We start from the raw sequence: 23,286 nt of genomic DNA, 5'->3' as shown, positions 1-23,286 counted from the left end.
CAGTCATACTTGAACCAGTTAAATAAAATAAAAGGATTGCACAATGACGACCGTAATCATTCTGTTACTGGTTGCTGTGATTGTAATTTTTGCTGTGAAAGACATTCGCATCAATCTTGTCACACGACCTACGTTTAGTATGTTTAAAAAAGTTTTGCCGCCGTTATCGCAAACAGAACGTGAAGCCATGGAAGCAGGTGATGTTTGGTGGGATGGTGAATTATTCAGTGGTAACCCAGATTGGCAAAAACTGCATCGTTTTCCTAAACCTGAACTCAGCGAAAAAGAACGCGCATTTATGGGCGAGCAAGTTGAAACCTTGTTAGCCATGCTTGATGATTATCAAATTGTGCAAAAAGATAAAGACTTACCAAAAGAAGTGTGGGACTACCTAAAAAAAGAAGGTTTTTTTGCGTTAATCATTCCTGAAAAATTTGGTGGTCGCGAGTTTTCGGCGATTGCAAATTCAACCGTTGTTTCGAAAATTGCTACTAAGAGCTTAACCGCTGCGGTCACCGTAATGGTGCCCAATAGTTTAGGTCCAGGTGAATTACTCCTTCATTATGGTACTACCGAGCAACAAGAGCGTTGGTTGCCAAGCCTAGCTAAGGGTGATGATGTGCCTTGTTTTGCATTAACGGGTCCAGAGGCAGGCTCTGATGCAGGCAGTATTCCTGATACAGGGGTGGTTTGTAAGGGCATGCATAATGGTGAAGAAGTGATTGGTTTAAAACTTAACTGGTCAAAACGTTATATCACCCTTGCGCCAATTGCCACCGTGCTGGGTCTTGCATTTAAAATGTACGATCCTGAGGGCTTATTAGGAGATAAAAAAGAGCTTGGCATTACGTGTGCGCTTATTCCAACTGATCACGAAGGTGTACAAACAGGTGAGCGTCATTATCCGTTAAACATGGCATTTATGAATGGCACAACATACGGTAAAGATGTGTTTATTCCGCTTGATTGGATCATCGGTGGCAAAAAGGGCGCTGGTCGAGGCTGGCGTATGTTAGTTGAATGTTTAAGTGCGGGCCGCGGTATTTCGTTACCGGCACTTAGTACAGCAACTGGCCATTTGGCTTCAAGAATGACATCAGCCTATGCAACCGTACGCCAACAATTTGGTGTGTCGATTGGCCAATTTGAGGGTGTCCAAGAGGCATTGGCACGTATTGGTGGATTAACTTACACCTTAGAATCAGCAAGGCTAATGACCGCAGGGGCGATTGACTTAAAATTGAGTCCGTCTGTGGTTACCGCTATAGCTAAGTACCATATGACTGAAATGGGTCGTACAGTAATGAATGATGCTATGGACATTCATTCTGGTAAAGGTATTCAAGTCGGGCCAAATAACTATTTAGCCCATGGCTATATGGGGATCCCGGTATCGATTACCGTTGAAGGTGCAAATATTCTTACTCGTAATTTGATGATCTTTGGTCAAGGCGCTACTCGCTGTCATCCGTTTGTTTTAAAAGAAATGGAAGCAGCAGCAATGGAAGACCATGATGTTGCCTTAAAAGAATTTGACTCATTACTACTGCAACATATTTTATTTGCTGGCAGTAATGCAGGTATGGCATTTGTGCACGGTTTAACACGCAGTTACTTCGCTAAAGCCCCTGTATGTGGCGCAACCACGGTTTACTACAAACAGTTAAGCCGCATGAGTCGTGGTTTAGCATTTTGTACTGATGTTGCGATGCTAGTATTAGGTGGTGAGTTAAAACGCAAAGAGATGATTTCGGCACGTTTAGGTGATGTGCTTAGCCACTTGTATCTTGCTTCATGTGTACTGAAACGCTACGAAGATGAAGGGCGTCAGCAAGCTGACCTACCATTTGTGCAATATGCCGTTGAGCATTCGTTATTCTGCATTGGTCAGGCATTCGACGGCTTCTTTAAAAACTTCTCTAATCCTGTAATTAATTTCTTACTGAAACGTATTGTGTTCCCACTAGGTAATCATTACCACCGTCCAAGTGATGAGTTAGCCCAAACAATGTGTGAGCACATGAGCAAACCTGGGGTCTTTAGAGACAGATTAACCCACCTTTGTTATGTCGATGAAAATGCAGGGACTGGTGTAATGGAAAATGCCTTTTTAGCCATGATTGATACCCATGAAGACTTTAAGCAGCTTCGTAAATGGCAAAAAGAAGGCACTATTGCCAAAAACCTTGAACTTGAGGGCGCAATTGCCGCAGCGGCAGAGAAAAACTTGATTAACGAAACCGTTGCAGAGCGTATGAATCAAGCCAATGAGCTACGTAAACAAGCAATAGCCGTTGATAACTTTGCACCCGGCGAGCTGTAACTTTTTGTAAAGTATAAATAAACTAAGCCTTGCATTTGCAAGGCTTTTTTATATTAGCATTATAGGCCGTAAGTAATGACTTTTTCTGCTTCACTGGCTGGCATGGGTTTCGCTTTTAAGAAGCCTTGACCAAACTTACATTGAGTTTGTTTTAAGATTGCCAATTGTTTTTCTGTTTCAATCCCTTCAGCAACAACATCGAGCTTTAACGATTGAGCTAACGATAAAATAGCATCAACCAAGGGGTTATGCGCTTTATTTAAATGATCGATAAAGCTTTTATCGATTTTTAAAATATGGATAGGTAATTGGTGTAAATAACCAAGCGCAGAGTAGCCAGTACCAAAGTCATCTAAACACAGTTTTACTTCAAGAGGCTCAAGGCCTTTTATGATTTTTGTAGCCAGCTCTAAATTACCAATAAGGCCAGACTCTGTGATTTCTAAGCATAGTGAGCCAAGAGGCAATTTATATTGTCTGTATAAGGAATGTATTTGCGCTACAAAATCTAGGCTAGCAAAATGACGTGATGATACATTCACGGTAATTCTGCCAAATGCTTTACCTTCACTCGTCCACTTTGCGATTTGCTTTGCAGCAAGCTCAAGCAAATGTAAATCTAGATTAATAATTTGGCCTGTGTCTTCTGCAACGGGAATAAAATCATTTGGCGAGACAAAGCCTTTACTTGGGTGGTGCCAGCGCACAAGTGCTTCAAAACCAACAACTTTTGTGTCTTGAATGGTAAAAATGGGCTGGTAGTAAAGCTCAAAATCGTCATGCTCAATACCATGCTGTAAATCATTTTCTATATCAGCATGATTTTTAAGTTTTTTACGCATGGTATTGTTAAAAAACTTAACCTTACCACGGCCAGATGACTTTGCCTCGTACATTGCTGCATCGGCATGTTGTAATAGCTTATAAGCTTGGTCGCGACTGCTTTCACAAAAGGCAACGCCTATACTGGTAGATGCTTGCAAAAGGTGGCCGTCAATATTGAGAGGCTCTGATAGTACCTGTTGAATGCGACCTAGAGCATCATTAATTTGTTGTTTATCGGTGATGTTTTCCATAAAGATGGCAAACTCATCGCCCCCTAAACGGGCAAAAGTATCCGTATTGCGAATAGTACCTAAGATCAACTCACAGATTTTGACCAAAAAGTGGTCACCAACCTCATGACCTAATGAATCATTGATACTCTTAAATCGGTCAAAGTCTAGATAGAGCAGGGCGTGTTGATTGCGCTTATCAGCTCTTGCTAGGCGAAGGATCGCATGTTTGATGCGTTCAATTAACAATGAGCGATTGGCAAGGCCGGTTAATTCGTCGTGAAGAGCGCGGTGCTCAAGCTCTTGTCTTGATAATTGACGGTCTATCGCCATGCTAATTTGGCGGCTCACATATGTAAGTAAAGCACGATCATGCTCGTCATAGTGATAGCTTTTACTGTAACTTTGTACGGCAATGACACCGCTTATACGCTCATTTACTTTAAATGGCACACCTAGCCAAGACTCGGCCTGGCGACCAACCATTTTAAAATGGCCCGCATCAATGTGCTGTTGAAATTCTTCTTTCGTAAAAAGTAAGGACTGGTCGATATTTAATAAGTAATAAGATGCAGTATCTTTTAATTGTTCTTTTGATATTTTTTTATGCGCGTTAGAACGCACACCTTCTTCGATAATATAAACTAAATCAAGTACATCTAGTTGCTTATCATACAGGCCAATGAAGAAGTTATCAGCCCTCAGTAAAGAGGTAATAATGCCGTGTAAAGATTCAAAGAAGCTATCTAGCTCGCTTGATTGATAGGTTAAGTTAGCAATTTGCAGCATCGAGCGTTCTAGCTTTTGCGCATCGTTTAACTGCATAACGGTTTGCTGTAAGTCTTCTACAGTACGAACTTGATTTATCTTGGCACTTAATAGGTGCGCCACTGTTGATAAAATCTCTAAATGCGCATCGTTGTAGTAATCTTTTTGCGGGTGCTCACAGTCAATGACACCCAGTACTTTTTCTTTGTAAACTAATGGTACGCAAAGCTCAGAAAGAGCAGGGCGAGAATCAGCGATATAACGTGGGTCTTCACTGACATCGCCAATCATTAACGGTTTACCAGTGCTTGCGACATACCCCGTAATACCTTGATCAAAGCTGATTTCTGTTCGGTCGATATGATAAGTATCGTGGCTGCTTGCTGTGCCAATAGACGCCATTTCTTTGAGGGTGCGAGTTTTATCGTCGGCTAGATAAATAACACACTCTATAAAACCTAGGCGGCTTACCACTTCTGACGTGACATATTCTAACAATTCTTCAACCGTGTCTAACTGCATCACAGAGGATGAGAACTGATTAATAATATGTAGTTGGTCTGTTTTGACCTCAAGTGCAAAAGCAGCGTCTAAACTCTTAGGCATAGAATAAAAGGTAACCGAAATGTTGTATTAATTTATTACGTTAACCTACTATCAAACTATCCACAAAGTTATTTTCAAAAAAAACTGGAACTGGTGTAAACTAGGCACCTGAATATGAACTTGGGTAAATAAGTGAGGTTATTTACTCAGCGTTTACGCTATCCCCCTAACTTTAGCCGTGGAAACCAGCAATGTCAGATTTAAATTCGATGCAAACTCTAACAATTACACGCCCAGATGATTGGCACATTCATTTACGTGATGGCGAGCAACTCGTTGATACCGTTCGTGATGCTAGCCGTTACATGGGGCGCGCGATCATCATGCCGAACCTTGTTCCACCGGCAACCTGCACAGACACTGCTTTATCTTACTACGAGCGAATTAAAGCTGCGGGCCCACAAGGTAACTTTGAACCATTAATGGTGCTTTACCTAACAGATAAAACTACACCAGAAGAAATTAAAAAAGCTAAAGCAACAGGTAAAATTGTTGCTGCTAAGTTGTACCCGGCTGGTGCGACTACCAACTCAGATTCAGGTGTAACCTCAATCAAAAACATTTACCCTGTACTTGAGGCAATGCAAGAAGTAGGGATGTTACTGTTAGTACATGGTGAAGTAACCGATTCATCAATTGATATTTTTGACCGTGAGAAGGTATTTTTAGAAACAATTCTAGCGGACGTGGTAAATGACTTCCCGAGTCTTAAAATTGTGCTTGAGCACATCACCACGAAAGATGCAGTAGAGTTTGTTAATAATGCACCAGAGAATGTTGCTGCAACAATTACTGCTCATCACCTTCTGTATAACCGTAATCATATGCTAGCAGGTGGTATTCGCCCGCATTATTACTGCTTACCTATTCTAAAGCGTAACATTCACCAGCAAGCGTTAATTGGTGCTGCAACAAGTGGTAGCAAAAAGTTCTTCTTAGGTACTGATTCTGCACCACATTACAAAGACAAAAAAGAAGCGGCCTGTGGTTGTGCAGGGGCTTATACTGCTCACGCAGCTATTGAGCTTTATGCTGAAGCGTTTGAAGAAGCGGGTGCTTTAGACAAGCTGGAAGGTTTCGCGAGCCATTTTGGCCCAGACTTCTACGGTATGCCTCGAAACCAAGATACCATTACATTGGTAAAAGAGAGCTGGACAGTACCAGCAAGCTATAAACTAGGTGATTCAGAAGTAGTGCCAATCAAAGCAGAGGCGCAAATGGATTGGCAAGTTAAGTAAGTTTTAGCAAGCTATAAATTGAGATTTAAAAGCCCATCTATTTGATGGGCTTTTTTCATTGATAATTAATTGCTTATAAATAGTACTGTCATATATTTTTGTTTAGGCAGTTGACCTTAAAATTATTTTCGATTAATAGAGCTAAAAGCAATTTAATGTGTTAGTCTTAAATTGCTTTGAGTTTTTGCGTATTGAATTTACGGATAATGTGCGGCTGTACGGTTACCGGTTTGGTTATTGGTTCTTCCTGTACTTTACCCCAAGTTTTTTGGGCATTCACTCAGGGAGGATAGAGCCATTATGGCTGAATTTTAATAATTGACTTACAGGAAAATTTGGTATGTCAAACACGGTTACTGGTAAAGTTAAGTTCTTCAACGAAGCTAAAGGTTTCGGTTTTATTGAACAAGAAAATGGCCCTGATGTATTCGTACACTTCAGCGCTATCACAGGTACAGGCTTCCGCACTCTAAGCGAAGGTCAGCAAGTATCTTTCGGCATCAAACAAGGTCAAAAAGGCCCTGAAGCTGAGAACGTAGAAGTAGCATAATTAATTATGCGAACCTAAGCATTTTGGTGAAACAGTTTCTGTTTCACCAAAAATTCATTCAATCTCCTGCCAAACCTCAAGTTTTAACCTCCAATAAGCACCAATAAATCAAGCTGTACCGAAATTATATTCCTCCAAAGGCATTGTTTAAGACTAAATTAATCAGCCAATAAGCTAGAACTTCACATTCTATGCCCTAAAAGCTACTCTCCATAACTAAAGTATTATATGCTTTACAGATGAGATTTATTTTTAACATGACATCATCTGTTATGTTTAGTTAGTAGTTTTCATCAAACCTTAAAGTGATCAGCAAAAAGTTTATAGTTATTTTCAGCAATCTAGAAATAACCCGCTAAACTTAAATTATCCACATGTGGAATAAATGCTGAGTAACTTATACTTGTTTGATGAAATATAATGAAGGTTTGCTAATCGATGAGCATAGGAAACAATATACTTTTGGTAGACGACCATCCGATGGTGGCAACAGCAATTAAAATGGTACTCGCTAAGTCTACACTAGTTAACGAAGTACAAGCTGTTGGAAGTCAAAAGGAAGCATTGCAGTTTTTAAAAAGTAATAATGTAGCGCTGGCAATTTTAGACATTGAGTTAGAAGACTCAGATGGCTTTAGTTTATATAAGCGCGCAGTCAGTAGTGGGTTTACTGGCAAAGTATTGTTTTTATCTGCTAAGCAAGACAAACATATTATTCGCACTGCAGCAAAGCTAGGCGCTCAAGGATTTGTTAACAAGGCCGAAAGCCTTGAAGATATCTCCTCTGCAGTTGAAATGATTTTGCGTGGCTATACTTTCTTTCCACAAGAGCACCTAATAGCGTCTGAAAAAGACATAGACGAGTTACTCACTGAACGTGAACTCGCAGTGATGAACTATTTACTACAAGGTTTATCGAACAAAGACATCGGTGAAAAGCTCTTCATTAGCAACAAAACGGTAAGTACATATAAAGCTAAAATATTTGAAAAGCTTGAAGTTGATTCAATTATCTCACTTGCAAAGCTAGTTAAAGACCGCGCTGTATTTTGATTCTCTCACCCATAGTGGTGAGAGGTCTCCACTCCCTCATTCTTGTGTTTAGTCTCTGATTTGACTGGTTATTGAGCAGGAATGGCTTGTGGATGAATAAAAATTCTTCTAAACAGATTTGTTAGATGAACAAACTGAATTTTTTTTTCATTTTTCTTCAGCGTTTTCAGATTTCATAAAATGTTACATTTATGTTTAAGGTTGAACCTTACATGAATGCAATGTTCGCCAGTAAAGGGCTATAGAAGTGTATCTTGAATATCCCTGTTATATTTTTGTTAATTTGTTGTTTTGGCTGTTTTCATAGCAACGACGAGTCACCAAATTTTTCCGATGAAAGCCGAACATCAAGTTGACAGACTCTGATGCATTTAGCATTATTGGAAAGTTGATATCTATTAAAAGATATCAGGGTTGTCCTCTTCGGAGGGTAATTAAATTATAAAAGTAACATTACTTAATTGGTTGGGAACTATGTCTGTTAAAATCAGAAAGAGTCTTGTAGCATCAGCGTTGGTTGGCGCTTTTGCATTTGCAAGCAGCAATGTGATTGCAGATCCTTTGAAAGATGTGCAAAATGCAGGTCAACAAATTCAAAAGGCTGCTGTTAAGTCTCAAACTAAAATTGACAATGTATATGGTCAAACTCAAGAGCTAATCGCTGAGTACCGTAGCATTGTTGACGAAACTGAGCTAATGAAGGTTTATAACGATCACGTAGCACGTTTGGTCGCTGACCAAAATGCTTCAATCGAATCGTTTGACCGTCAAATCGCAACTATCGATAACACGAAACAAAACGTTGTGCCTTTGATGTATCGCATGATCGATACGCTTGAGCAATTCATCAAAGCGGACGTTCCGTTCAATCTAGAAACTCGTCTTGGACGTGTTGAAAGACTTCGTGACATCATGGCGTCAGCTTCAGTTACTACATCTGAAAAATTCCGCCAAGTTCTAGAAGCGTATACTGTAGAAGCAGCATACAGTTCAGCTGTAACAGCTTCTCAAGGTACTCTTGAAATTGATGGCAAGAGCATCAACGTTGACTTCGGTCGTTTAGGTCGTATCACTTACGTAGCTCAGTCATTTGACCTTAAGCACGCGTGGGTTTGGGATAACAACACTAAACAGTGGAAAGAATTAGGTGAAGAATACCTAAAACCTGTTAAAGAAGTTATTCGTATGGCACGTAAACAAGCGACATTAGAACTTGTTAAACTACCAATTTTTGGCGCGGAGTAATCAATAATGAAGAAACTATTTAAAGGTTTTGCTGTTGCAGCAGTACTATCTGTTTCTGCAGGTACCGCGCTTAATGCACATGCAAATACTGGTGCTTTAGACAAAATTCTTGAGCAAGTTAAGCAAGAACGTATCTCTGAAGGTAAATTAAACAAGCAACGTGAACAAGAGTTCCTTTCAGCTCGTGCTGACAAGCAAGCGTTACTTAACAAAGCAAAAAGTGACCTAGCTGCTGAAAAAGCACGTGGTGACCGTTTATCTAAAGAGTATGCGCAAAACGAAAATACTCTAGCAGAAAAAGAGCAAGAGCTTCTTAATGCACAAGGTACATTAGGCGAAATGTTCGGTGTTGTTCGTCGTTCTGCAGCTGATGCAATCGGTACAATCGAAGCATCATTAGTATCTGCTGAAAAGCCTGGACGTGCTGAAGTACTTCGTTCACTAGCTGCTGCAAAAGAGCTTCCAACTGTTCGTGAATTAGAAGAACTTTGGATTGCACTTCAAACTGAAATGACAGAGTCAGCTAAGGTATCAACTTTCGAAACTGAAGTTGCTGGTCTTGACGGTTCATCTTCTGTGAAGAAAGTAACTCGTATCGGTAACTTCAACTTAGTAACTGACGACGGTTATTTAATCTACTCTCCAGAAACTAAAGCGATTCAACCACTAGGTAAACAACCTGATAGCTACATCCTTTCTGGTATCAGTGATTTACAAAACACTTCTGCAGATAACTACACAGGCGTATTTATCGACCCTACTCGTGGCGCGATTTTACGTATCAACACGCAGAAAAAATCACTAATGGAATACTATGAGCAAGGTGCTGAAGTAGGTTACATCATCACGCTATTACTTGCTGTTGGTTTACTAATCTTCATCGTTCGCTTTATTGATCTTGCGCTTACTAGCACTAAGATTAAGAGCCAGCTTAAGAACCTTTCTACTCCGAATACAAACAACCCACTGGGTCGTATTCTTAAGGTTTACGCTGACAACAAGAATCAAGACGTTGAAAACCTTGAGCTTAAACTTGACGAAGCAATTCTACGTGAAACGCCTCGCATCGAAGCTGGTATCAACATCATCAAGATCTTGGCAGCAATCGCTCCATTACTAGGTCTACTAGGTACGGTAATCGGTATGATCCTAACGTTCCAAACAATCACATTGTTCGGTACAGGTGATCCGAAGATCATGGCTGGTAATATCTCTCTAGCACTTGTTACTACAGCGTTAGGTCTAATTGCAGCTCTACCACTTATCCTACTTCACTCAATTGTTGCGGGTCGTAGTAAGTCGGTTCTACATGTCCTTGATGAGCAAAGCGCAGGTATCATTGCTGCTCACGCGGAGAAGGAGAAAGCCTAATGCTAGTCCTGATGGAGATCTGGGAATCTATCAGGGATTTTGTTGGCACAGGCGGCCAGGTATTATACGTGGTCGCGATAGCACTCTTTCTTATGTGGGTTTTAATGATTGAGCGCTATTGGTTCCTACTAGCTGAGTTTCCTCGTATGACGAAGAACATCGTAGCTAAGTGGGATGCCCGCCAAGACACTACGTCTTGGTACGCACACAGAATCCGTGAAGCATGGATTTCTGAAGCGTCTGAAAAATTAGATCAGCGTATGTTGTTGATTAAGACATTAGTAGCTGTTTGTCCTTTAATCGGCTTATTAGGTACTGTAACGGGTATGATCGCGGTTTTCGAAACCATGGCTACTCAAGGTACTGGTAACGCACGTTTAATGGCATCAGGTATTTCAATGGCAACAATCCCAACAATGGCTGGAATGGTTGCGGCACTATCTGGAGTATTCTTTAGCTCACGTTTAGAAGCGAGAGCGAGAATGGCGAAAGCTAAACTTGTAGATAGCATGCCTCATCACTAGAGAGAGAATTAAATATGGCACGTAAACAACGTTTTCGTGAAGAAGAAGAAGCAGCGGTTGACATGACGCCAATGCTTGACATCGTATTTATCATGCTTATTTTCTTTATCGTAACTACATCGTTCGTTAAAGAGGCTGGTATCGAAGTCAATAAACCTAAAGCGGCCCAAGCTACGAAGCAAAAAAATGCAAATATTTTTGTTGCTATCCGTGCTGATGGTGCAATCTGGATTGATAAACAACAAGTTGATGTTGAACGTGTTTCAGCAAAAATCGAAAGTTTATTAGCAGAACAACCTACTGAAGTTGTAATTTTGCAAGCTGATAAAGAAGCAAAACACGGCGTAGTGGTTAAAGTTATGGACCAGATTAAAGCAACGGGTGATAACCTAAGAATTTCAATAGCTGGAGATCAGTAATGATTCGTTTTCTGTTTTCACTGATTGCAGGTGGGGCAGTTACTTTCGGCTTGTTCTACTTCATGGCGTACCTCATCTCCGGTGGAGCTGACCGTGCGACTGAACAAAAAGAACAGATTGTAGTCGAAATTATGACGAATCCGCCTGAATCTAAGGTGCAGGAGAGGAAGCGTGTTCCGCCTCCGCCTCCGCCACCGCCAAAGCAGCCGCCTAAACCGCAGCCGCCTCAGCCGGAGAACAGCAACCCAAACACTGGTGGATTGTCATTTAATATGCCAAGCATCGATGTGGGTAGCACAGCCGGTGGCTTAAGTGGTCCAGGTGCATTTGGACGTGATGGTGATGCTACACCTATCGTTCGTATTGAACCAAAATACCCTACGCAAGCAGCGCGTGACGGTAAAGAAGGTTGGGTACAACTTTCATTTACTATCAATGAAGTAGGTGGTGTAGAAGATGTTGAAGTGATCGACGCAGATCCTAAACGTATCTTCGACCGCGAAGCTAAACGTGCGCTACGTAAGTGGAAGTACCGTCCAAAAGTAATTGATGGTAAACCACAAAAGCAATTTGGTCTTCAAGTACAACTAGACTTTAAACTTAACCAAGGTAACTAAGGAGGCGAGTAATGAGAAATTTATCTAAAGTAACTGCACTTGCGCTTCTTATGTCTCTCTCAGGTGTAGCTTTCACTGCACCTGCTTTAGCGGCGCCAGATTATGCGAAGATTGAAGCGCGTAAAAAAGCAAAAACTAAAGTAATGGGCGAGCGCGTTGGTAAGAAAGTTATTAAAGCGTTTGACTTGTATAACGAAGAAAAGCTTGATGAAGCGATTGCACTACTTAAAGAAATTGATCCTTCGGATGAATTCGATAAGGCAACAGTTGATCGTTACTTAGGTCAAATGTACGCTCAAAAAGAGCAGTATCAATTGGCTATAAAGCATATCTCAGCGGCAGTTAAGCCAGATGTCTTGAATTTTGCTGACCAAGAGCAAGGTTTAAAACTTCTTGGTGATATGTACGCGGGTACTGAGCAATATGCAAAAGCGAAAGAAGCTTATGCAGATTGGATGGACTTCACAGGTGAGGAAGACGACAAAGTTTATACACGTATTGCGCAAGCAAACTACGAGTTAAAACTTTTCAAAGAGGTTCTTCCTGCTGCAGACAAAGCAATTGAATTGGCTAAGGAGCCTGCAAAGGCTGCTTACCAATTAAAGCTAGCTGCCTATTTTGAACTCAAACAGTACAAAAATATGGTAGAAGTAGCTGAAGAGATTGTTCGTGTTTGGCCTGAAGACAAAAAAGCCTGGGTAGGTTTAGGTAAATACTATCTACAAACCGAAGACTTCAAGAAAGGTCTAGCGACCATGGAAGTTGCCTACAAAAATGGCTATTTTGAAAACGAAGTTGAATACAAAGTACTTTCTAACTTCTATTCGTTAAATGAAATTCCTTACAAAGCAGCAGTCGTGCTTGAAAAGGCAATCAACGAAGAAAAAGTTGTCCGTAACAAGCAAAATATCAGTGCAGTGGCATCTAACTACCACCGTTCTAAAGATATTGAAAAAGCAGCTAAATACTATGAAGAAGCGGCTAAATTTGATGATGATGCAGAGCTTTACCGCAAAGCGGGTTCATTACTTTTACAATCGCAAAACTATAGTGCAGCCGTTGTTCGTTTGAACAAGGCATTAGAGTTAGGTTCTGACAAAAAAGGAACTATCTACTCTGATTTAGCTGAAGCTTACTACTACCAAGAGAAGTACAAGCAAGCTTACAACGCTATCACTAAAGCAATGGATGATCCGCGCACGCGTCGTTTCGCGAAGAGCTGGTCAACCTTCATCAAAGATAAAGCCGCTCGTAACGGTGTAAAAATCTAATTGATGTTGTTTTAAACTAAAAAGCCCCTCTGGGGCTTTTTTTATGGAATTTTAAAATGCTAAGACAGATCGTATTATTAGTTGTCGCAAGTCTGATGCTGATAGCTTGCTCTGAGCAAACATCAGGTTTCAAAACATTTAGTGAAGGGCAGCAAGCGCTGCAAACTATTAATAATTTATTATCGACTCAAGAACAGCAAAGTGAAGCTGCTAGCTGGCCTTTCTCAGAAAGTTATTTGCAAGCGCGTCATCAAGCTTATCAAGGACTAAAAGCGACTAAGTTAGATGTGTCACAACAGGCGCAATTAAATTATTTAATTATTGCTGAGCGTTATCCTGAGCGTTACTTTGTATGGCCTGTACAACGTGATGTTATTAGCCAAGCTCGTTCATTAGATGACTACTCAGAAAATGCACTAGCTAACTGGCTAGAGTTAGTTGAAACACAGTTAATTGCAGCTGAGCAAAGCAATCTGAAATTAAATAAAATCGAATTAACGCTTTTACATAATATGGTCAAATCGTACCTTGATAATAGCGATGACAGTGTACAAGCAGCACTAAACAAACTTAATCAATATTTAACTCAGTATAAACCGCGTACAAAACTTGGTTTAGTTGGTTTGGCAAACGGTAAAGATTGGTATCAAAGTAAACTTAATTACTTTAGTGGTGAAACTAAGCCACCTTTAAATTGGTTAAGTGAGATACAGGCTTCGTTAAAGCAATCGCAGAGTGCAGATTTTGTATTACCTGTATCAGACTCTCACGCTAAACCATTAGTAATGAATTATTTTGTAGAAAATCATCAGCACACAGGCCTTGATTGGCAACTTGATTATCTCGACCCGCTCAAAAGTAAGCGTAAATTAACACAAGGCGAGCAATACTTCTGGCAAGTTATGATGGAAACTGACTTAGGTATTCATTATCACACGTGGAGTGAACAGCAAGCACGTGTTAACTTGATGAAGCGTTTAGGTGTAGATCAGCAGCAAGCTGATTGGTTAATTGAGGATATCGTGCTTTATCCTGCGATGAGCTTTATTTTTATAAATTAGTACAGCGCTGCGCTCTATGGAGCGCAACGTCGACAGCGTTGGCTTGCAGGATCTGCAAGTAAACGTTCGTCATCAATTTTTTCTTCACAATCACAGCAATAGCCATACTGCCCAATATCGATTTGGCATAGTGCTGCTTCTAACTTTTCTATTCGAGCAATCAATATTTGATACTCAGAACCGAGATTATTTGCTGTCAGCTCTAACCAGTCTGAAGGGGGATTATCCTTGAGTTGCGATAGCAGTTGCTGATGATAAGCTTGATCAGAATTAGCCAGCATATCGAGTAAACGTTGTCTAACCTGCGCAAGTTCCGCAGATAACTTTGTTTGAATTTCAGTATTGTTCATCGCTTTTCTTCCAAGTGGGCAATACTAGTATTATCAAACAAAATCGATTGGCTAATTATGATTTGTATCAATACTCGGCGCTTTCGCGTACTTTCTTAGTACATCTGCAACTTCATCTTTGGCTTTTAGGCGGCGGATCTCATCAAAAAGTGCGTTAGCTTGTGGGTATTGGCGTTTTAAGTAGCCGAGCCACTGCTTAGTACGAGAAGCAAAATACTTTTCACACTTGCTCTCGTCTTGATGCATAGATGAATGAATAATGTGGTATATCACATGCTCCCATAACATCGGAGTGTAATGCTCATTTTCTGCATGAGATTTTATTTGTTTTGCTAAATCAGGCATCGCTAATGCACCACGACCAAGCATTAGGTCTTGGCAATGACTGCGCTTTTGACAAAGCATGGCATCTTCAACTTGCCAAATTTCGCCGTTAGCAACGACCGAAATATTTTTATCTTTGATCAATGGGGGGATTTTTTCCCAGTATGCCGGTGGGTTGTAACCATCTCTTTTAGTTCTGGCATGAATAGCAAGACTTGAAGCACCCGCGCTAACAACAGCATCAACAATTTCTTGGCTATTACTATCATCATCAAAACCAAGCCTAATTTTGGCACTAACTTCATGGCAAGGATCAACAGCATCACGTACGGCTTTAATAATTTCGTACATGTGCTCAGGGTCTTTTAACAGTACCGCACCACCTTTACTTTTGTTCACTGTTTTAGCAGGGCAACCAAAATTTAAGTCGATGCCATGAGAGCCTAGGCGTATTGCTTTAACAGCATTTGCTGCCAAAGCATCGGCAACTTGACCTAGCAACTGAATACGCACTGGCGTACCTGCACGGGTATAGCCACCTGTTTTCAGCTCCGGACAATAGCGATGAAATACGCGCTCGGGCAGTGTGTCTTCAACGACACGAACAAACTCTGTTACGCATAAATCAAATCCACCTAAATCAGTTAGGAGTTGTCGCATTTTAAAATCCACAACGCCTTCCATCGGTGCTAAAACTAGTCGCATGATACCTGTTAACTCATCAAAAATTAGGACGCGTATTCTAGCTGTTCTGGATTGTTTTATAAATCGTAATTTGCATTCTTGGCAGTTTCAGAAAATAATTATAAAAATTTTGAAAGTAATTTTTAGTTCTCGGGTCTTGTTTAATAACCCTTTATAAAAAAGAGAGTCATCGAATGAACACAGTTAAGAAAAATTCAATTGCATTAACATTAGGTGCGGTTGTAGTAGGTGCGTCAAGTTTTGCAGCCACTGATGCCAGTGCAAATCCATTTGAATTTCAGCAAATGCAAGCAGGCTATCAACTAGACGCCGCAGAAGGTAAATGTGGTGAAGGTAAATGCGGCGGCGATAAAAAAGCCGAAAAAGAAGGCAAATGTGGCGAAGGTAAATGCGGCGCAGACAAAAAAGCAGCTAAAGAAGGCAAGTGCGGCGAAGGTAAATGTGGCGTAGACAAAAAAGCAGCTAAAGAAGGCAAGTGCGGTGAAGGTAAATGCGGCGCAGACAAAAAAGCAGCTAAAGAAGGCAAGTGCGGCGAAGGTAAATGTGGCGCAGACAAAAAAGCAGCTAAAGAAGGAAAGTGCGGCGAAGGTAAATGTGGCGCAGACAAAAAGAAAGCTAAAGAAGGTAAGTGTGGCGAAGGTAAATGTGGTTCTAACCACTAAGCGCTCATTTAGCTTTTAAAAGGGCCGTAAAGGCCCTTTTTAGTAGGAGGTAGTATGTTAAAAGAATCAGTAGCTGATTTTGGGCAGGTTGGTTTAGGTTTGCGCCGAGAAATGCTTGATGAAATGCTCATTGATGTTCCAAAACCCATTGAGTTTTTAGAAGTTGCACCAGAAAATTGGCTCAAGCTAGGCGGGCGTTTTGGTAAACAATTTAAACAGCTTACCGAACAACATGCCTTTGTATGCCATGGTTTATCGTTGTCGATTGGCTCACCTGCAGCACTTGATATTGACTTTGTGCAATCGCTAAAAGCTTTCTTTAAAGAGCATAATATTCGTTTATTCAGCGAACACTTAAGCTACTGCTCGGGCGAAGGGCATATGTACGATTTAATGCCTATTCCGTTTACTGAAGATGCAATTAAACATGTGGCCTCTCGTATTATGCAAGTACAAGATATTCTAGAGCAGCCAATTGCCATCGAAAATGTCTCTTACTATGGCGCGCCCGGCCAGCAAATGACAGAACTTGAATTTACCAATGCCGTTTTAGAAGAAGCGGATTGTAAACTACTGCTCGACGTGAATAACATTTACGTTAATTCGATTAATCATGGTTACGACGCTGAGCAATTCCTAGCGGCGTTACCAACAAAACGTATTGCCTATGGGCATGTTGCGGGCCACTACACTGAGGCAGAAGATTTACTGGTTGATACCCACGGTGCGCCAGTTATCGATCCTGTTTGGCAATTACTTGAAAAAGCTTATGAAGTTCATGGGGTATTTCCCACCTTGTTAGAGCGTGATTTTAATATTCCGCCGATGAGTGAGTTGTTAACCGAGCTAAAAACCATTGAAGCACTGCAGCAAACAGCGAGCAAGCAAAACCAAGCAAGGGTGAAACACAGTGCCTGAACATTTTACTCAAGTACAGCAAGCGTTTATGGCGCATATCCGCGACCCTCAGCAACATGCTAAGCCTAGCGATATTGAAGAGCGCCGGATGGCGATTTACCGAGACTTATTTTTTAACAATGTGGATGGCTTTGTTAGCTCTGCGTATCCAGTACTAAAAAGTTTATATTCAGAGCAAGCTTGGTACAGACTCGTTAGGCAGTTTTTTAGCCTGCATGATTGTAAATCACCTTATTTTTTAGATATTGCAGGGGAGTTTTTGGCCTTCCTTGCTAATGACTATGAAGTGCAAAGCGATGATCCCGCGTTTATGTTAGAACTAGCGCACTATGAATGGGTTGAGCTTGATGTATCGGTTGCTCAAGAGGTGGCAGAAGAAGTGAGCTTATCGGCTCATCAAGTGACAAGCTCTGCATTATTCTTAAGTTCACTTGCGCGTAACTTGAGTTACAGTTTTCCTGTTCATACCATCAGTGCAGATAATCAACCAAGTGAACCGGCAGCACAACCAAGTTACTTTGTGGTTTATCGTGATAGCGATGACGAAGTACAATTTTTATCGACAAATGCGATGACCGCATTACTTCTTAATATTATAGAATCTCAGCCGGGTGCAGATTTAAATGATGTATGCCAAGCAGTTGCAGAGCATGCGCCTCAATTTAGCCAAGAGCAGCTGTATCAGGGAGCGCTTAATACCTTAAGTGCCATGGCAGAGCGCGGCATTGTGGTGACTAATACATTGGTTTGAAAATCGGCTAAAGCTCTTTATTGATGAGGGCAGTTCGACTATTATGTGCGCCTTATTTTGTCGTGCTTAAATAAAGGTAGTAACTATGTCGAATGATAAAGACTTTAAAGATCCGTTCAATGCAACTTATTTCATTGCGTTTTTAGCTGTATTCGGTGGCATTGGCTGTCTAAACGCTATTCTTGGTTGGATCACTTCTTTATCTTAATCTGCGCAAGCAAATTTAAGACAATAGGCTGCATAATGCAGCCTTTTTTATAGTTGATATTTCTTGTTAAGTGATTAATTTCGAAACTTGCTACCGACTTTCCCCTAAGGTGATGTTATACTCTCGAGCTTTGTTAGATAAACTTTTTGAGCAGTATAATTATGACTCAAGCAACTTCAACGCTCATCAAACAGAGCATTGCAACGATCGCTGATTACCCAAAGCCGGGCATTATGTTCCGCGACGTAACAACTTTAATGGCTAATGCTGACGCATTTAAAGCAACTATCGACAGCTTTATTGCAGCATATAAAGACCAAGGTTTTACAAAAATCATCGGTACTGAATCTCGTGGTTTTATCTTCGGTGCACCACTTTCTTATGCACTAGGTATTCCATTCATTCCAGTTCGTAAACCAGGCAAACTTCCTCGCGAAGTGATTTCACAAAGTTACCAATTAGAGTATGGTGAAGATATTCTTGAGCTTCATACAGACGCAATTGTCCCTGGCGATAAAGTGTTACTGGTAGATGACTTACTGGCGACAGGTGGCACAATCGAAGCAACTGCAAAATTAGTTGCTAAACTAGGCGGTAACGCAACTGATGCAGCATTTGTTGTTTCTTTACCTGAGCTTGGTGGTGAACAACGAGTTGCTGATATGGGCATCAAAATCTTAAAGTTGGTTGAATTCGAAGGCGAATAATTAATGAGTTATCAGGTTCTGGCAAGGAAATGGCGACCACAAACCTTTCACGAGTTAGTGGGGCAGTCTCATGTTAAACAGGCATTGGTTAATGCATTAACACAAAATAGACTCCATCATGCTTATCTCTTTACTGGAACCCGTGGGGTGGGTAAAACAACCATTGCACGTATATTCGCAAAAAGTCTCAACTGCGATAAGGGTATCTCTGCTGAGCCATGCGGCCAATGTTCAAGTTGTACTGACATTGAAGCAGGCCGTTATATCGATTTGTTAGAAATCGATGCGGCATCACGTACCAAAGTAGAAGATACCCGCGAAATCCTTGATAACGTTCAATACGCACCAACACGTGGTCGTTACAAGGTATACCTAATCGATGAAGTTCACATGCTGTCAAAGCATAGTTTCAATGCATTACTTAAAACATTGGAAGAGCCGCCAGAGCATGTGAAGTTTTTATTAGCGACAACCGATCCGCAAAAACTGCCAGTGACGATTTTATCGCGTTGCTTACAGTTTAATTTAAATGCTTTGTCGCAATCAGAAATTCATGATCAGCTTGCCCATGTTCTTAATCAAGAACAGCTAAGTTTTGATGATAAATCATTGTCTATTTTAGCTAAGGCAGCCGATGGTAGTATGCGTGATGCTCTGAGTCTTACAGACCAAGCAATTGCGCAAACCAATGGCAATATTAATCATCAGGCTGTGCAAACTATGCTTGGTTTGATGGATACTCAATATAGCCAAACCATGTTAGCAGCGTTGCTGTGTCAAGATGGCGATGCGTTACTTCAAGAAGTAAAAGCCGTCGTTAGCCGAAACCCTAACTTTGTAGCCTTACTCGACGATTTAATTGCCCTGACGCATCTTATTCAGCTTGTGCAACTTGTGCCTAGTGCAGCGGCACTTGATGATATTAACCGAGATTTTATTGAGCAGGTGGCACAAACCACTGATGCACAGCAGATGCAGGTTTACTACCAATTGCTATTAAATGGAAAAAAAGATTTGCAATGGGCACCCGATGCTAAACTTGGTTTTGAAATGATCATGTTGCGACTGCTTGCATTCCAGCCTACGCAATTTGCACAAAGCCAAACACCAACGAATACCCAGCAGCTGGTTAAGCCAAGTGGTGCCGGTGCACTGCGTGATATATTGAAAAAATCAACGGCGCAACGTGAACAAGCAGCTTCAGAGCAAGCACCAGTTGCACATAGCTCTTCACAGACAACTGCTGTTCCTTCAGAGCCTCAGCCAACACAAGCTGAACCTGTTGAAGCTGAACCTATTCAAGCTGCCAAGACAGAGACGGCGCATAGTCATCAGCCTGCCCAGCAAGTTGAAGCAACTGCAGTAGCAGAGCCTGATGCTGGTCAACAGCCTCAGCAATCTGTTGAAACTGCAATGGCCGCTGAAGTTCAACCAGCGCCTCAACAGCAAGAGCAAAGCCACTCAGAGCAAGTGCCAGCAGCTGAGTACTCATCACCAGAGTATTCTTCGCAAGATTACATGGACGATCATGATGCAGAAATGGACTCATCACTTGCTGCGCAATACGATGATGTGATGAATAGCGCCTATGATCAGGGCTTTACTGCCAATGAAGCATCTGCGCCTCAGCAACAGCAAACAGCACCTGCACAATTACAACAGCAGCAAAGTCAGGCGCAGTCGGCCATTGCTCGTATTTTACAAGACCGCAATATTTCAGGTGCCGGGCGCTTAAGTGGTGCGGTAACGCACACTAATGCTAAAGCAGAACCACAGCCTGAAGCTAAGCCCAAAGCAGAGCCGCCAGCGCAACAAAGCATAGCCACGACCAATATTCAGCCTCAGCAGCAAGCAATGGCTGCTGAAGTAAAAAAGCCCATCCCCCAGCAAACGGGGGAGAGCAGTAATAAAGTAAAAAAAGTCGACTTTCGAGAAAAGCATCAAACAATCACCGAAAACTTAGCGCCAGAGTTACTTGAGCAGATCAATCCACAAAAAGCGCCAGAGCCAGTAGTTGAAGAAGCCAGTATTCCGATACCTGATGATTTTGAAAGCCCGATCAGCAGTATTAAATTTGCACATGAACAAGACGAATGGGCGTATTTAATTAAACGCATGGGACTGGGTGGTCGCATGCGCCAATTTGCGCTGCATTCAATCTTTACCAAGCAGAATAATCAGCTGCACATTGAAGTTGATTCATCACAGCGCCATTTAGATAGCGCAGTGCTTAGACAAAAGCTCAATGCCGCATTAAGTGAAATTTACGGCCATAATGTTGAGCTTAGTATCGAGTTTGCTGATGGCGTAATTGATTCACCGTATTTGATTCAACAAAAAATTGATGCGGGACGTCATCAACAAGCGATTGATGTAATAAATAATGATGAAAATATAGTGCAATTTCAGCAGTTATTTAGCGCTATAATCGATGAAAACAGTATTCAGGCATTGTAATTAGTTACAATTGCCCTTATCTTCATGCCAATTAAAGTAGTTTAGAAAGAGAGACAGTTATGTTTAAAGGTGGAATGGGTAACATGATGAAGCAAGCGCAGCAAATGCAAGAGCGCATGCAAAAAGCCCAAGAAGAAATCGCAAACCTTGAAGTTGTAGGTGAAGCAGGTGCAGGCCTAGTTAAAGTAACTATGCTTGGTAACCACAATGTTCGTCGTGTTGAATTAGATGACAGCCTAATGGAAGACGACAAAGACATGATCGAAGATTTATTAGCGGCAGCGTGTAACGATGCTGTACGTCGTGTTGCTGAAGAAACTCAAGAGCGCATGAGCAAAGTGACTGGCGGTATGCAATTACCACCAGGTATGAAAATGCCATTCTAAGTGATTTTGTATGCAACTATCTCCTAGTTTAACACAGCTAATTGAAGCGCTACGATGCCAGCCGGGCATAGGTCCTAAGTCGGCACAGCGCATTGCTTTTCATTTGCTTGAGCGTGACCGTCAGGGTGGTAAACAGCTTGGTCATGCATTAACCAAGGCAATGGATGAAGTAGGGCACTGTCAATCTTGTCGTACTTTTACAGAGCAAGCTGTATGCGATATTTGTTCAAGTGTTAAACGCCAAGATAGTGGTTTATTGTGTGTGGTCGAATCACCAACCGATGTACTCGCTATTGAGCAAACTGGTCAATACCAAGGTCTTTACTTTGTTTTAATGGGTCACTTGTCGCCAATTGATGGCATAGGACCAAAAGAAATTGGCCTTGATATTCTTGAAAGCAAGTTGCAGCAAGGCGGCATTAATGAGGTGATCCTCGCAACTAATCCAAGTGTTGAAGGTGAAACCACAGCCCACTACATTGCTGAGCTTTGTCATAAGTATCAGGTAGGTGCATCTCGAATTGCTCACGGTGTCCCTGTTGGTGGTGAGCTCGACTTACTTGATGGTATGACATTGATGCACGCATTTAGCGGACGACGCGCCGTAAACCAAAATTAATACCTGATATGGTATCAAAAGCCTGCTTTAAGCAGGCTTTTTTGTTTGCAGAGTGTTACTTAACTGGGTACGGTTTAATTTGTCTTTTAATTGTAGTATTGTCTTATTAAATGGTTTGATAAGGATTTTAAACAATGAAAATACTGATATTACTTAGTTTTTTAATTCCATTCTCTTCAGCTGCATTTGCTACAGATACAAAATGCAATCAGGTAAATCAGAAACCTGAGTTTTATAAAGAGTGCCCATTAAAAGTTTTGGCTACTGCTAAAAATACATTTATGGTTGAGGGTGAACATCTTAATGCAGAAAATAAATTTATCATAAAATACTTTTTCACAGTTACTGCAGAGTCTCAGTCAAAAGGCGCTTGGTTAATTAGTAATAGAGAAAGCATTAAGTTAAGCAATGTTAATATTGAAGTACCACTTAAAAACTGTGTACTCAGTGAATGTAAATTTTCAGATTATATTAATTATCTAGAGGTAAATTATAGCAACTTAAAGTCATTTGAAAAATCAATAGCTAATAATATGGGTAGACAAATACTGATTAAAAAAGTTGATGAGAAGCTAGTTGAATTAGGAGCTGAGCTTACCTCTTCTGATGTGCTAACCTCGCTGGATATTTTCTTAAAAGAATCAAACAAACCAGTGTTCTTTAAGTTCCTAAACTCGCAAGGGGATTTTACTGCCTACTTCAGGCCCAATAGTGACTCTGACGGAAAAATGTATCCTTCTGAATTTATATATAAAATTTATAGTCAAGGTGATAATACTTGGCTAGGTAACCGAAATTATGACCTTGAAGCAAGTCATGCAATGTGGACTTTTCTAGGTGAAAAAAATTTAAGAAGAGTTAAAGAGTGTTCTCATTTGAACGTGTCTGTATTGCGCTCTAATAAAGAATTACAGACCTTACCTGCTACTCAGTGCTCATATTTTTGATGTAATTGCTATTTCATTAATAGATAAGTATCACTTATCTATTAAAGGTCATGTGTAAACTTGGTATCAGTATTTAAAACTTCAATGTTAATATCTTAATAGGATTGATTAATTTTACTCGTAACAGCCGATATGAAAGTTGCTAATTAGA

General features: G+C 40.9%; 23 protein-coding genes. 20 read left to right on the top strand and 3 right to left on the bottom strand.

Annotated features, from left to right (window positions below):
- Positions 1-43: 43 nt before the first annotated feature.
- Entirely contained in the window at positions 44-2,323 is a 2,280-nt protein-coding gene (locus ABMY41_RS07330) for an acyl-CoA dehydrogenase (RefSeq protein ID WP_349274412.1), read from the top strand.
- Between the two features lie 59 nt (positions 2,324-2,382).
- Here ABMY41_RS07330 and ABMY41_RS07325 read toward each other — a convergent pair whose 3' ends face one another.
- Positions 2,383-4,752, bottom strand: coding sequence for an EAL domain-containing protein (locus ABMY41_RS07325; RefSeq protein WP_349274411.1), 2,370 nt, complete (start codon positions 4,750-4,752; stop codon positions 2,383-2,385).
- Positions 4,753-4,943: 191 nt separating this feature from the next.
- Here ABMY41_RS07325 and pyrC point away from each other — a divergent pair, with 191 nt between their 5' ends.
- From pyrC to ABMY41_RS07275, 10 genes are all read left to right on the top strand, one after another.
- Positions 4,944-5,990 (top strand): dihydroorotase, encoded by a 1,047-nt coding sequence (pyrC, locus tag ABMY41_RS07320; RefSeq protein WP_055196831.1) that lies wholly within the window; start codon positions 4,944-4,946, stop codon positions 5,988-5,990.
- A gap of 340 nt (positions 5,991-6,330) precedes the next feature.
- The gene (locus ABMY41_RS07315) at positions 6,331-6,540 is read left to right on the top strand and encodes a cold-shock protein (protein WP_036967526.1); all 210 of its coding nucleotides are present in this window, start codon (positions 6,331-6,333) and stop codon (positions 6,538-6,540) included.
- 438 nt (positions 6,541-6,978) lie between these two features.
- The gene (locus ABMY41_RS07310; protein ID WP_063705929.1) at positions 6,979-7,593 is read left to right on the top strand and encodes a response regulator transcription factor; all 615 of its coding nucleotides are present in this window, start codon (positions 6,979-6,981) and stop codon (positions 7,591-7,593) included.
- Positions 7,594-8,067: 474 nt separating this feature from the next.
- Positions 8,068-8,838, top strand: coding sequence for a DUF3450 domain-containing protein (locus tag ABMY41_RS07305; RefSeq protein ID WP_058585250.1), 771 nt, complete (start codon positions 8,068-8,070; stop codon positions 8,836-8,838).
- Positions 8,839-8,844: 6 nt separating this feature from the next.
- A complete protein-coding gene (locus tag ABMY41_RS07300) occupies positions 8,845-10,209 on the top strand; it encodes a MotA/TolQ/ExbB proton channel family protein (RefSeq protein ID WP_058585249.1) in 1,365 nt (454 codons plus the stop codon).
- Positions 10,209-10,733, top strand: coding sequence for a MotA/TolQ/ExbB proton channel family protein (locus ABMY41_RS07295; protein WP_058585248.1), 525 nt, complete (start codon positions 10,209-10,211; stop codon positions 10,731-10,733). The genes ABMY41_RS07300 and ABMY41_RS07295 overlap by 1 nt, the downstream gene beginning before the upstream one ends.
- Before the next feature lie 14 nt (positions 10,734-10,747).
- Positions 10,748-11,152: a biopolymer transporter ExbD gene (locus ABMY41_RS07290; protein WP_058585247.1), complete on the top strand. Its 405-nt coding sequence runs from the start codon at positions 10,748-10,750 to the stop codon at positions 11,150-11,152.
- A complete protein-coding gene (locus ABMY41_RS07285; protein ID WP_287245851.1) occupies positions 11,152-11,769 on the top strand; it encodes an energy transducer TonB in 618 nt (205 codons plus the stop codon). The genes ABMY41_RS07290 and ABMY41_RS07285 overlap by 1 nt, the downstream gene beginning before the upstream one ends.
- An 11-nt stretch (positions 11,770-11,780) precedes the next feature.
- Positions 11,781-13,040 carry a tetratricopeptide repeat protein gene (locus tag ABMY41_RS07280; RefSeq protein WP_289098064.1) on the top strand — a complete coding sequence of 420 codons (1,260 nt, stop codon included), beginning with the start codon at positions 11,781-11,783 and terminating at the stop codon, positions 13,038-13,040.
- A gap of 56 nt (positions 13,041-13,096) precedes the next feature.
- The gene (locus tag ABMY41_RS07275; RefSeq protein ID WP_349274410.1) at positions 13,097-14,101 is read left to right on the top strand and encodes a hypothetical protein; all 1,005 of its coding nucleotides are present in this window, start codon (positions 13,097-13,099) and stop codon (positions 14,099-14,101) included.
- A gap of 14 nt (positions 14,102-14,115) precedes the next feature.
- Here ABMY41_RS07275 and ABMY41_RS07270 read toward each other — a convergent pair whose 3' ends face one another.
- Positions 14,116-14,451 (bottom strand): TraR/DksA C4-type zinc finger protein, encoded by a 336-nt coding sequence (locus ABMY41_RS07270; protein WP_054561739.1) that lies wholly within the window; start codon positions 14,449-14,451, stop codon positions 14,116-14,118.
- Positions 14,452-14,502: 51 nt separating this feature from the next.
- Positions 14,503-15,480 (bottom strand): tRNA-dihydrouridine synthase, encoded by a 978-nt coding sequence (locus ABMY41_RS07265; protein ID WP_062564203.1) that lies wholly within the window; start codon positions 15,478-15,480, stop codon positions 14,503-14,505.
- A 173-nt stretch (positions 15,481-15,653) separates the two neighbouring features.
- Here ABMY41_RS07265 and ABMY41_RS07260 point away from each other — a divergent pair, with 173 nt between their 5' ends.
- The 9 genes from ABMY41_RS07260 to ABMY41_RS07220 all read left to right on the top strand — a co-directional run bounded on the left by ABMY41_RS07260 (position 15,654) and on the right by ABMY41_RS07220 (position 23,135).
- Positions 15,654-16,142, top strand: a complete 489-nt coding sequence (locus ABMY41_RS07260) for a hypothetical protein (protein ID WP_349274409.1) — start codon at positions 15,654-15,656, stop codon at positions 16,140-16,142.
- A 54-nt stretch (positions 16,143-16,196) separates the two neighbouring features.
- Complete coding sequence (locus ABMY41_RS07255; protein ID WP_175082178.1) at positions 16,197-17,060, top strand: DUF692 domain-containing protein; 864 nt, start codon at positions 16,197-16,199, stop codon at positions 17,058-17,060.
- Positions 17,053-17,811, top strand: coding sequence for a putative DNA-binding domain-containing protein (locus tag ABMY41_RS07250; protein WP_349274408.1), 759 nt, complete (start codon positions 17,053-17,055; stop codon positions 17,809-17,811). Before ABMY41_RS07255 ends, ABMY41_RS07250 begins: the two co-directional genes overlap by 8 nt.
- 85 nt (positions 17,812-17,896) lie before the next feature.
- Positions 17,897-18,019, top strand: coding sequence for a hypothetical protein (locus ABMY41_RS07245; protein ID WP_254907726.1), 123 nt, complete (start codon positions 17,897-17,899; stop codon positions 18,017-18,019).
- A 161-nt stretch (positions 18,020-18,180) separates the two neighbouring features.
- Complete coding sequence (gene apt, locus ABMY41_RS07240) at positions 18,181-18,726, top strand: adenine phosphoribosyltransferase (RefSeq protein ID WP_054551549.1); 546 nt, start codon at positions 18,181-18,183, stop codon at positions 18,724-18,726.
- A gap of 3 nt (positions 18,727-18,729) precedes the next feature.
- Positions 18,730-21,183 carry a DNA polymerase III subunit gamma/tau gene (gene dnaX / locus ABMY41_RS07235; protein WP_349274407.1) on the top strand — a complete coding sequence of 818 codons (2,454 nt, stop codon included), beginning with the start codon at positions 18,730-18,732 and terminating at the stop codon, positions 21,181-21,183.
- A gap of 59 nt (positions 21,184-21,242) precedes the next feature.
- Positions 21,243-21,569, top strand: a complete 327-nt coding sequence (locus ABMY41_RS07230; protein WP_054551547.1) for a YbaB/EbfC family nucleoid-associated protein — start codon at positions 21,243-21,245, stop codon at positions 21,567-21,569.
- Between the two features lie 10 nt (positions 21,570-21,579).
- Positions 21,580-22,188: a recombination mediator RecR gene (gene recR, locus ABMY41_RS07225; RefSeq protein ID WP_054551546.1), complete on the top strand. Its 609-nt coding sequence runs from the start codon at positions 21,580-21,582 to the stop codon at positions 22,186-22,188.
- Between the two features lie 134 nt (positions 22,189-22,322).
- Entirely contained in the window at positions 22,323-23,135 is an 813-nt protein-coding gene (locus tag ABMY41_RS07220; RefSeq protein WP_349274406.1) for a hypothetical protein, read from the top strand.
- Positions 23,136-23,286 lie beyond the last annotated feature (151 nt).

The sequence above is a fragment of the Pseudoalteromonas sp. BZA4 genome (assembly GCF_040104395.1).
Taxonomy (GTDB): domain Bacteria; phylum Pseudomonadota; class Gammaproteobacteria; order Enterobacterales; family Alteromonadaceae; genus Pseudoalteromonas.
Note: the sequence above shows the minus strand (reverse complement) of the source record. Positions and strands in the feature narration are given on the sequence as shown.

What these genes read in the sequence shown, in the direction of transcription:
- ABMY41_RS07330 (WP_349274412.1), top strand. Translation starts at nt 44, where the DNA reads ATGACGACCGTAATCATTCTGTTACTGGTTGCTGTGATTGTAATTTTT.
- ABMY41_RS07325 (WP_349274411.1), bottom strand. Translation starts at nt 4,752, where the DNA reads ATGCCTAAGAGTTTAGACGCTGCTTTTGCACTTGAGGTCAAAACAGAC.
- pyrC (WP_055196831.1), top strand. Translation starts at nt 4,944, where the DNA reads ATGTCAGATTTAAATTCGATGCAAACTCTAACAATTACACGCCCAGAT.
- ABMY41_RS07315 (WP_036967526.1), top strand. Translation starts at nt 6,331, where the DNA reads ATGTCAAACACGGTTACTGGTAAAGTTAAGTTCTTCAACGAAGCTAAA.
- ABMY41_RS07310 (WP_063705929.1), top strand. Translation starts at nt 6,979, where the DNA reads ATGAGCATAGGAAACAATATACTTTTGGTAGACGACCATCCGATGGTG.
- ABMY41_RS07305 (WP_058585250.1), top strand. Translation starts at nt 8,068, where the DNA reads ATGTCTGTTAAAATCAGAAAGAGTCTTGTAGCATCAGCGTTGGTTGGC.
- ABMY41_RS07300 (WP_058585249.1), top strand. Translation starts at nt 8,845, where the DNA reads ATGAAGAAACTATTTAAAGGTTTTGCTGTTGCAGCAGTACTATCTGTT.
- ABMY41_RS07295 (WP_058585248.1), top strand. Translation starts at nt 10,209, where the DNA reads ATGCTAGTCCTGATGGAGATCTGGGAATCTATCAGGGATTTTGTTGGC.
- ABMY41_RS07290 (WP_058585247.1), top strand. Translation starts at nt 10,748, where the DNA reads ATGGCACGTAAACAACGTTTTCGTGAAGAAGAAGAAGCAGCGGTTGAC.
- ABMY41_RS07285 (WP_287245851.1), top strand. Translation starts at nt 11,152, where the DNA reads ATGATTCGTTTTCTGTTTTCACTGATTGCAGGTGGGGCAGTTACTTTC.
- ABMY41_RS07280 (WP_289098064.1), top strand. Translation starts at nt 11,781, where the DNA reads ATGAGAAATTTATCTAAAGTAACTGCACTTGCGCTTCTTATGTCTCTC.
- ABMY41_RS07275 (WP_349274410.1), top strand. Translation starts at nt 13,097, where the DNA reads ATGCTAAGACAGATCGTATTATTAGTTGTCGCAAGTCTGATGCTGATA.
- ABMY41_RS07270 (WP_054561739.1), bottom strand. Translation starts at nt 14,451, where the DNA reads ATGAACAATACTGAAATTCAAACAAAGTTATCTGCGGAACTTGCGCAG.
- ABMY41_RS07265 (WP_062564203.1), bottom strand. Translation starts at nt 15,480, where the DNA reads ATGCGACTAGTTTTAGCACCGATGGAAGGCGTTGTGGATTTTAAAATG.
- ABMY41_RS07260 (WP_349274409.1), top strand. Translation starts at nt 15,654, where the DNA reads ATGAACACAGTTAAGAAAAATTCAATTGCATTAACATTAGGTGCGGTT.
- ABMY41_RS07255 (WP_175082178.1), top strand. Translation starts at nt 16,197, where the DNA reads ATGTTAAAAGAATCAGTAGCTGATTTTGGGCAGGTTGGTTTAGGTTTG.
- ABMY41_RS07245 (WP_254907726.1), top strand. Translation starts at nt 17,897, where the DNA reads ATGTCGAATGATAAAGACTTTAAAGATCCGTTCAATGCAACTTATTTC.
- apt (WP_054551549.1), top strand. Translation starts at nt 18,181, where the DNA reads ATGACTCAAGCAACTTCAACGCTCATCAAACAGAGCATTGCAACGATC.
- dnaX (WP_349274407.1), top strand. Translation starts at nt 18,730, where the DNA reads ATGAGTTATCAGGTTCTGGCAAGGAAATGGCGACCACAAACCTTTCAC.
- ABMY41_RS07230 (WP_054551547.1), top strand. Translation starts at nt 21,243, where the DNA reads ATGTTTAAAGGTGGAATGGGTAACATGATGAAGCAAGCGCAGCAAATG.
- recR (WP_054551546.1), top strand. Translation starts at nt 21,580, where the DNA reads ATGCAACTATCTCCTAGTTTAACACAGCTAATTGAAGCGCTACGATGC.
- ABMY41_RS07220 (WP_349274406.1), top strand. Translation starts at nt 22,323, where the DNA reads ATGAAAATACTGATATTACTTAGTTTTTTAATTCCATTCTCTTCAGCT.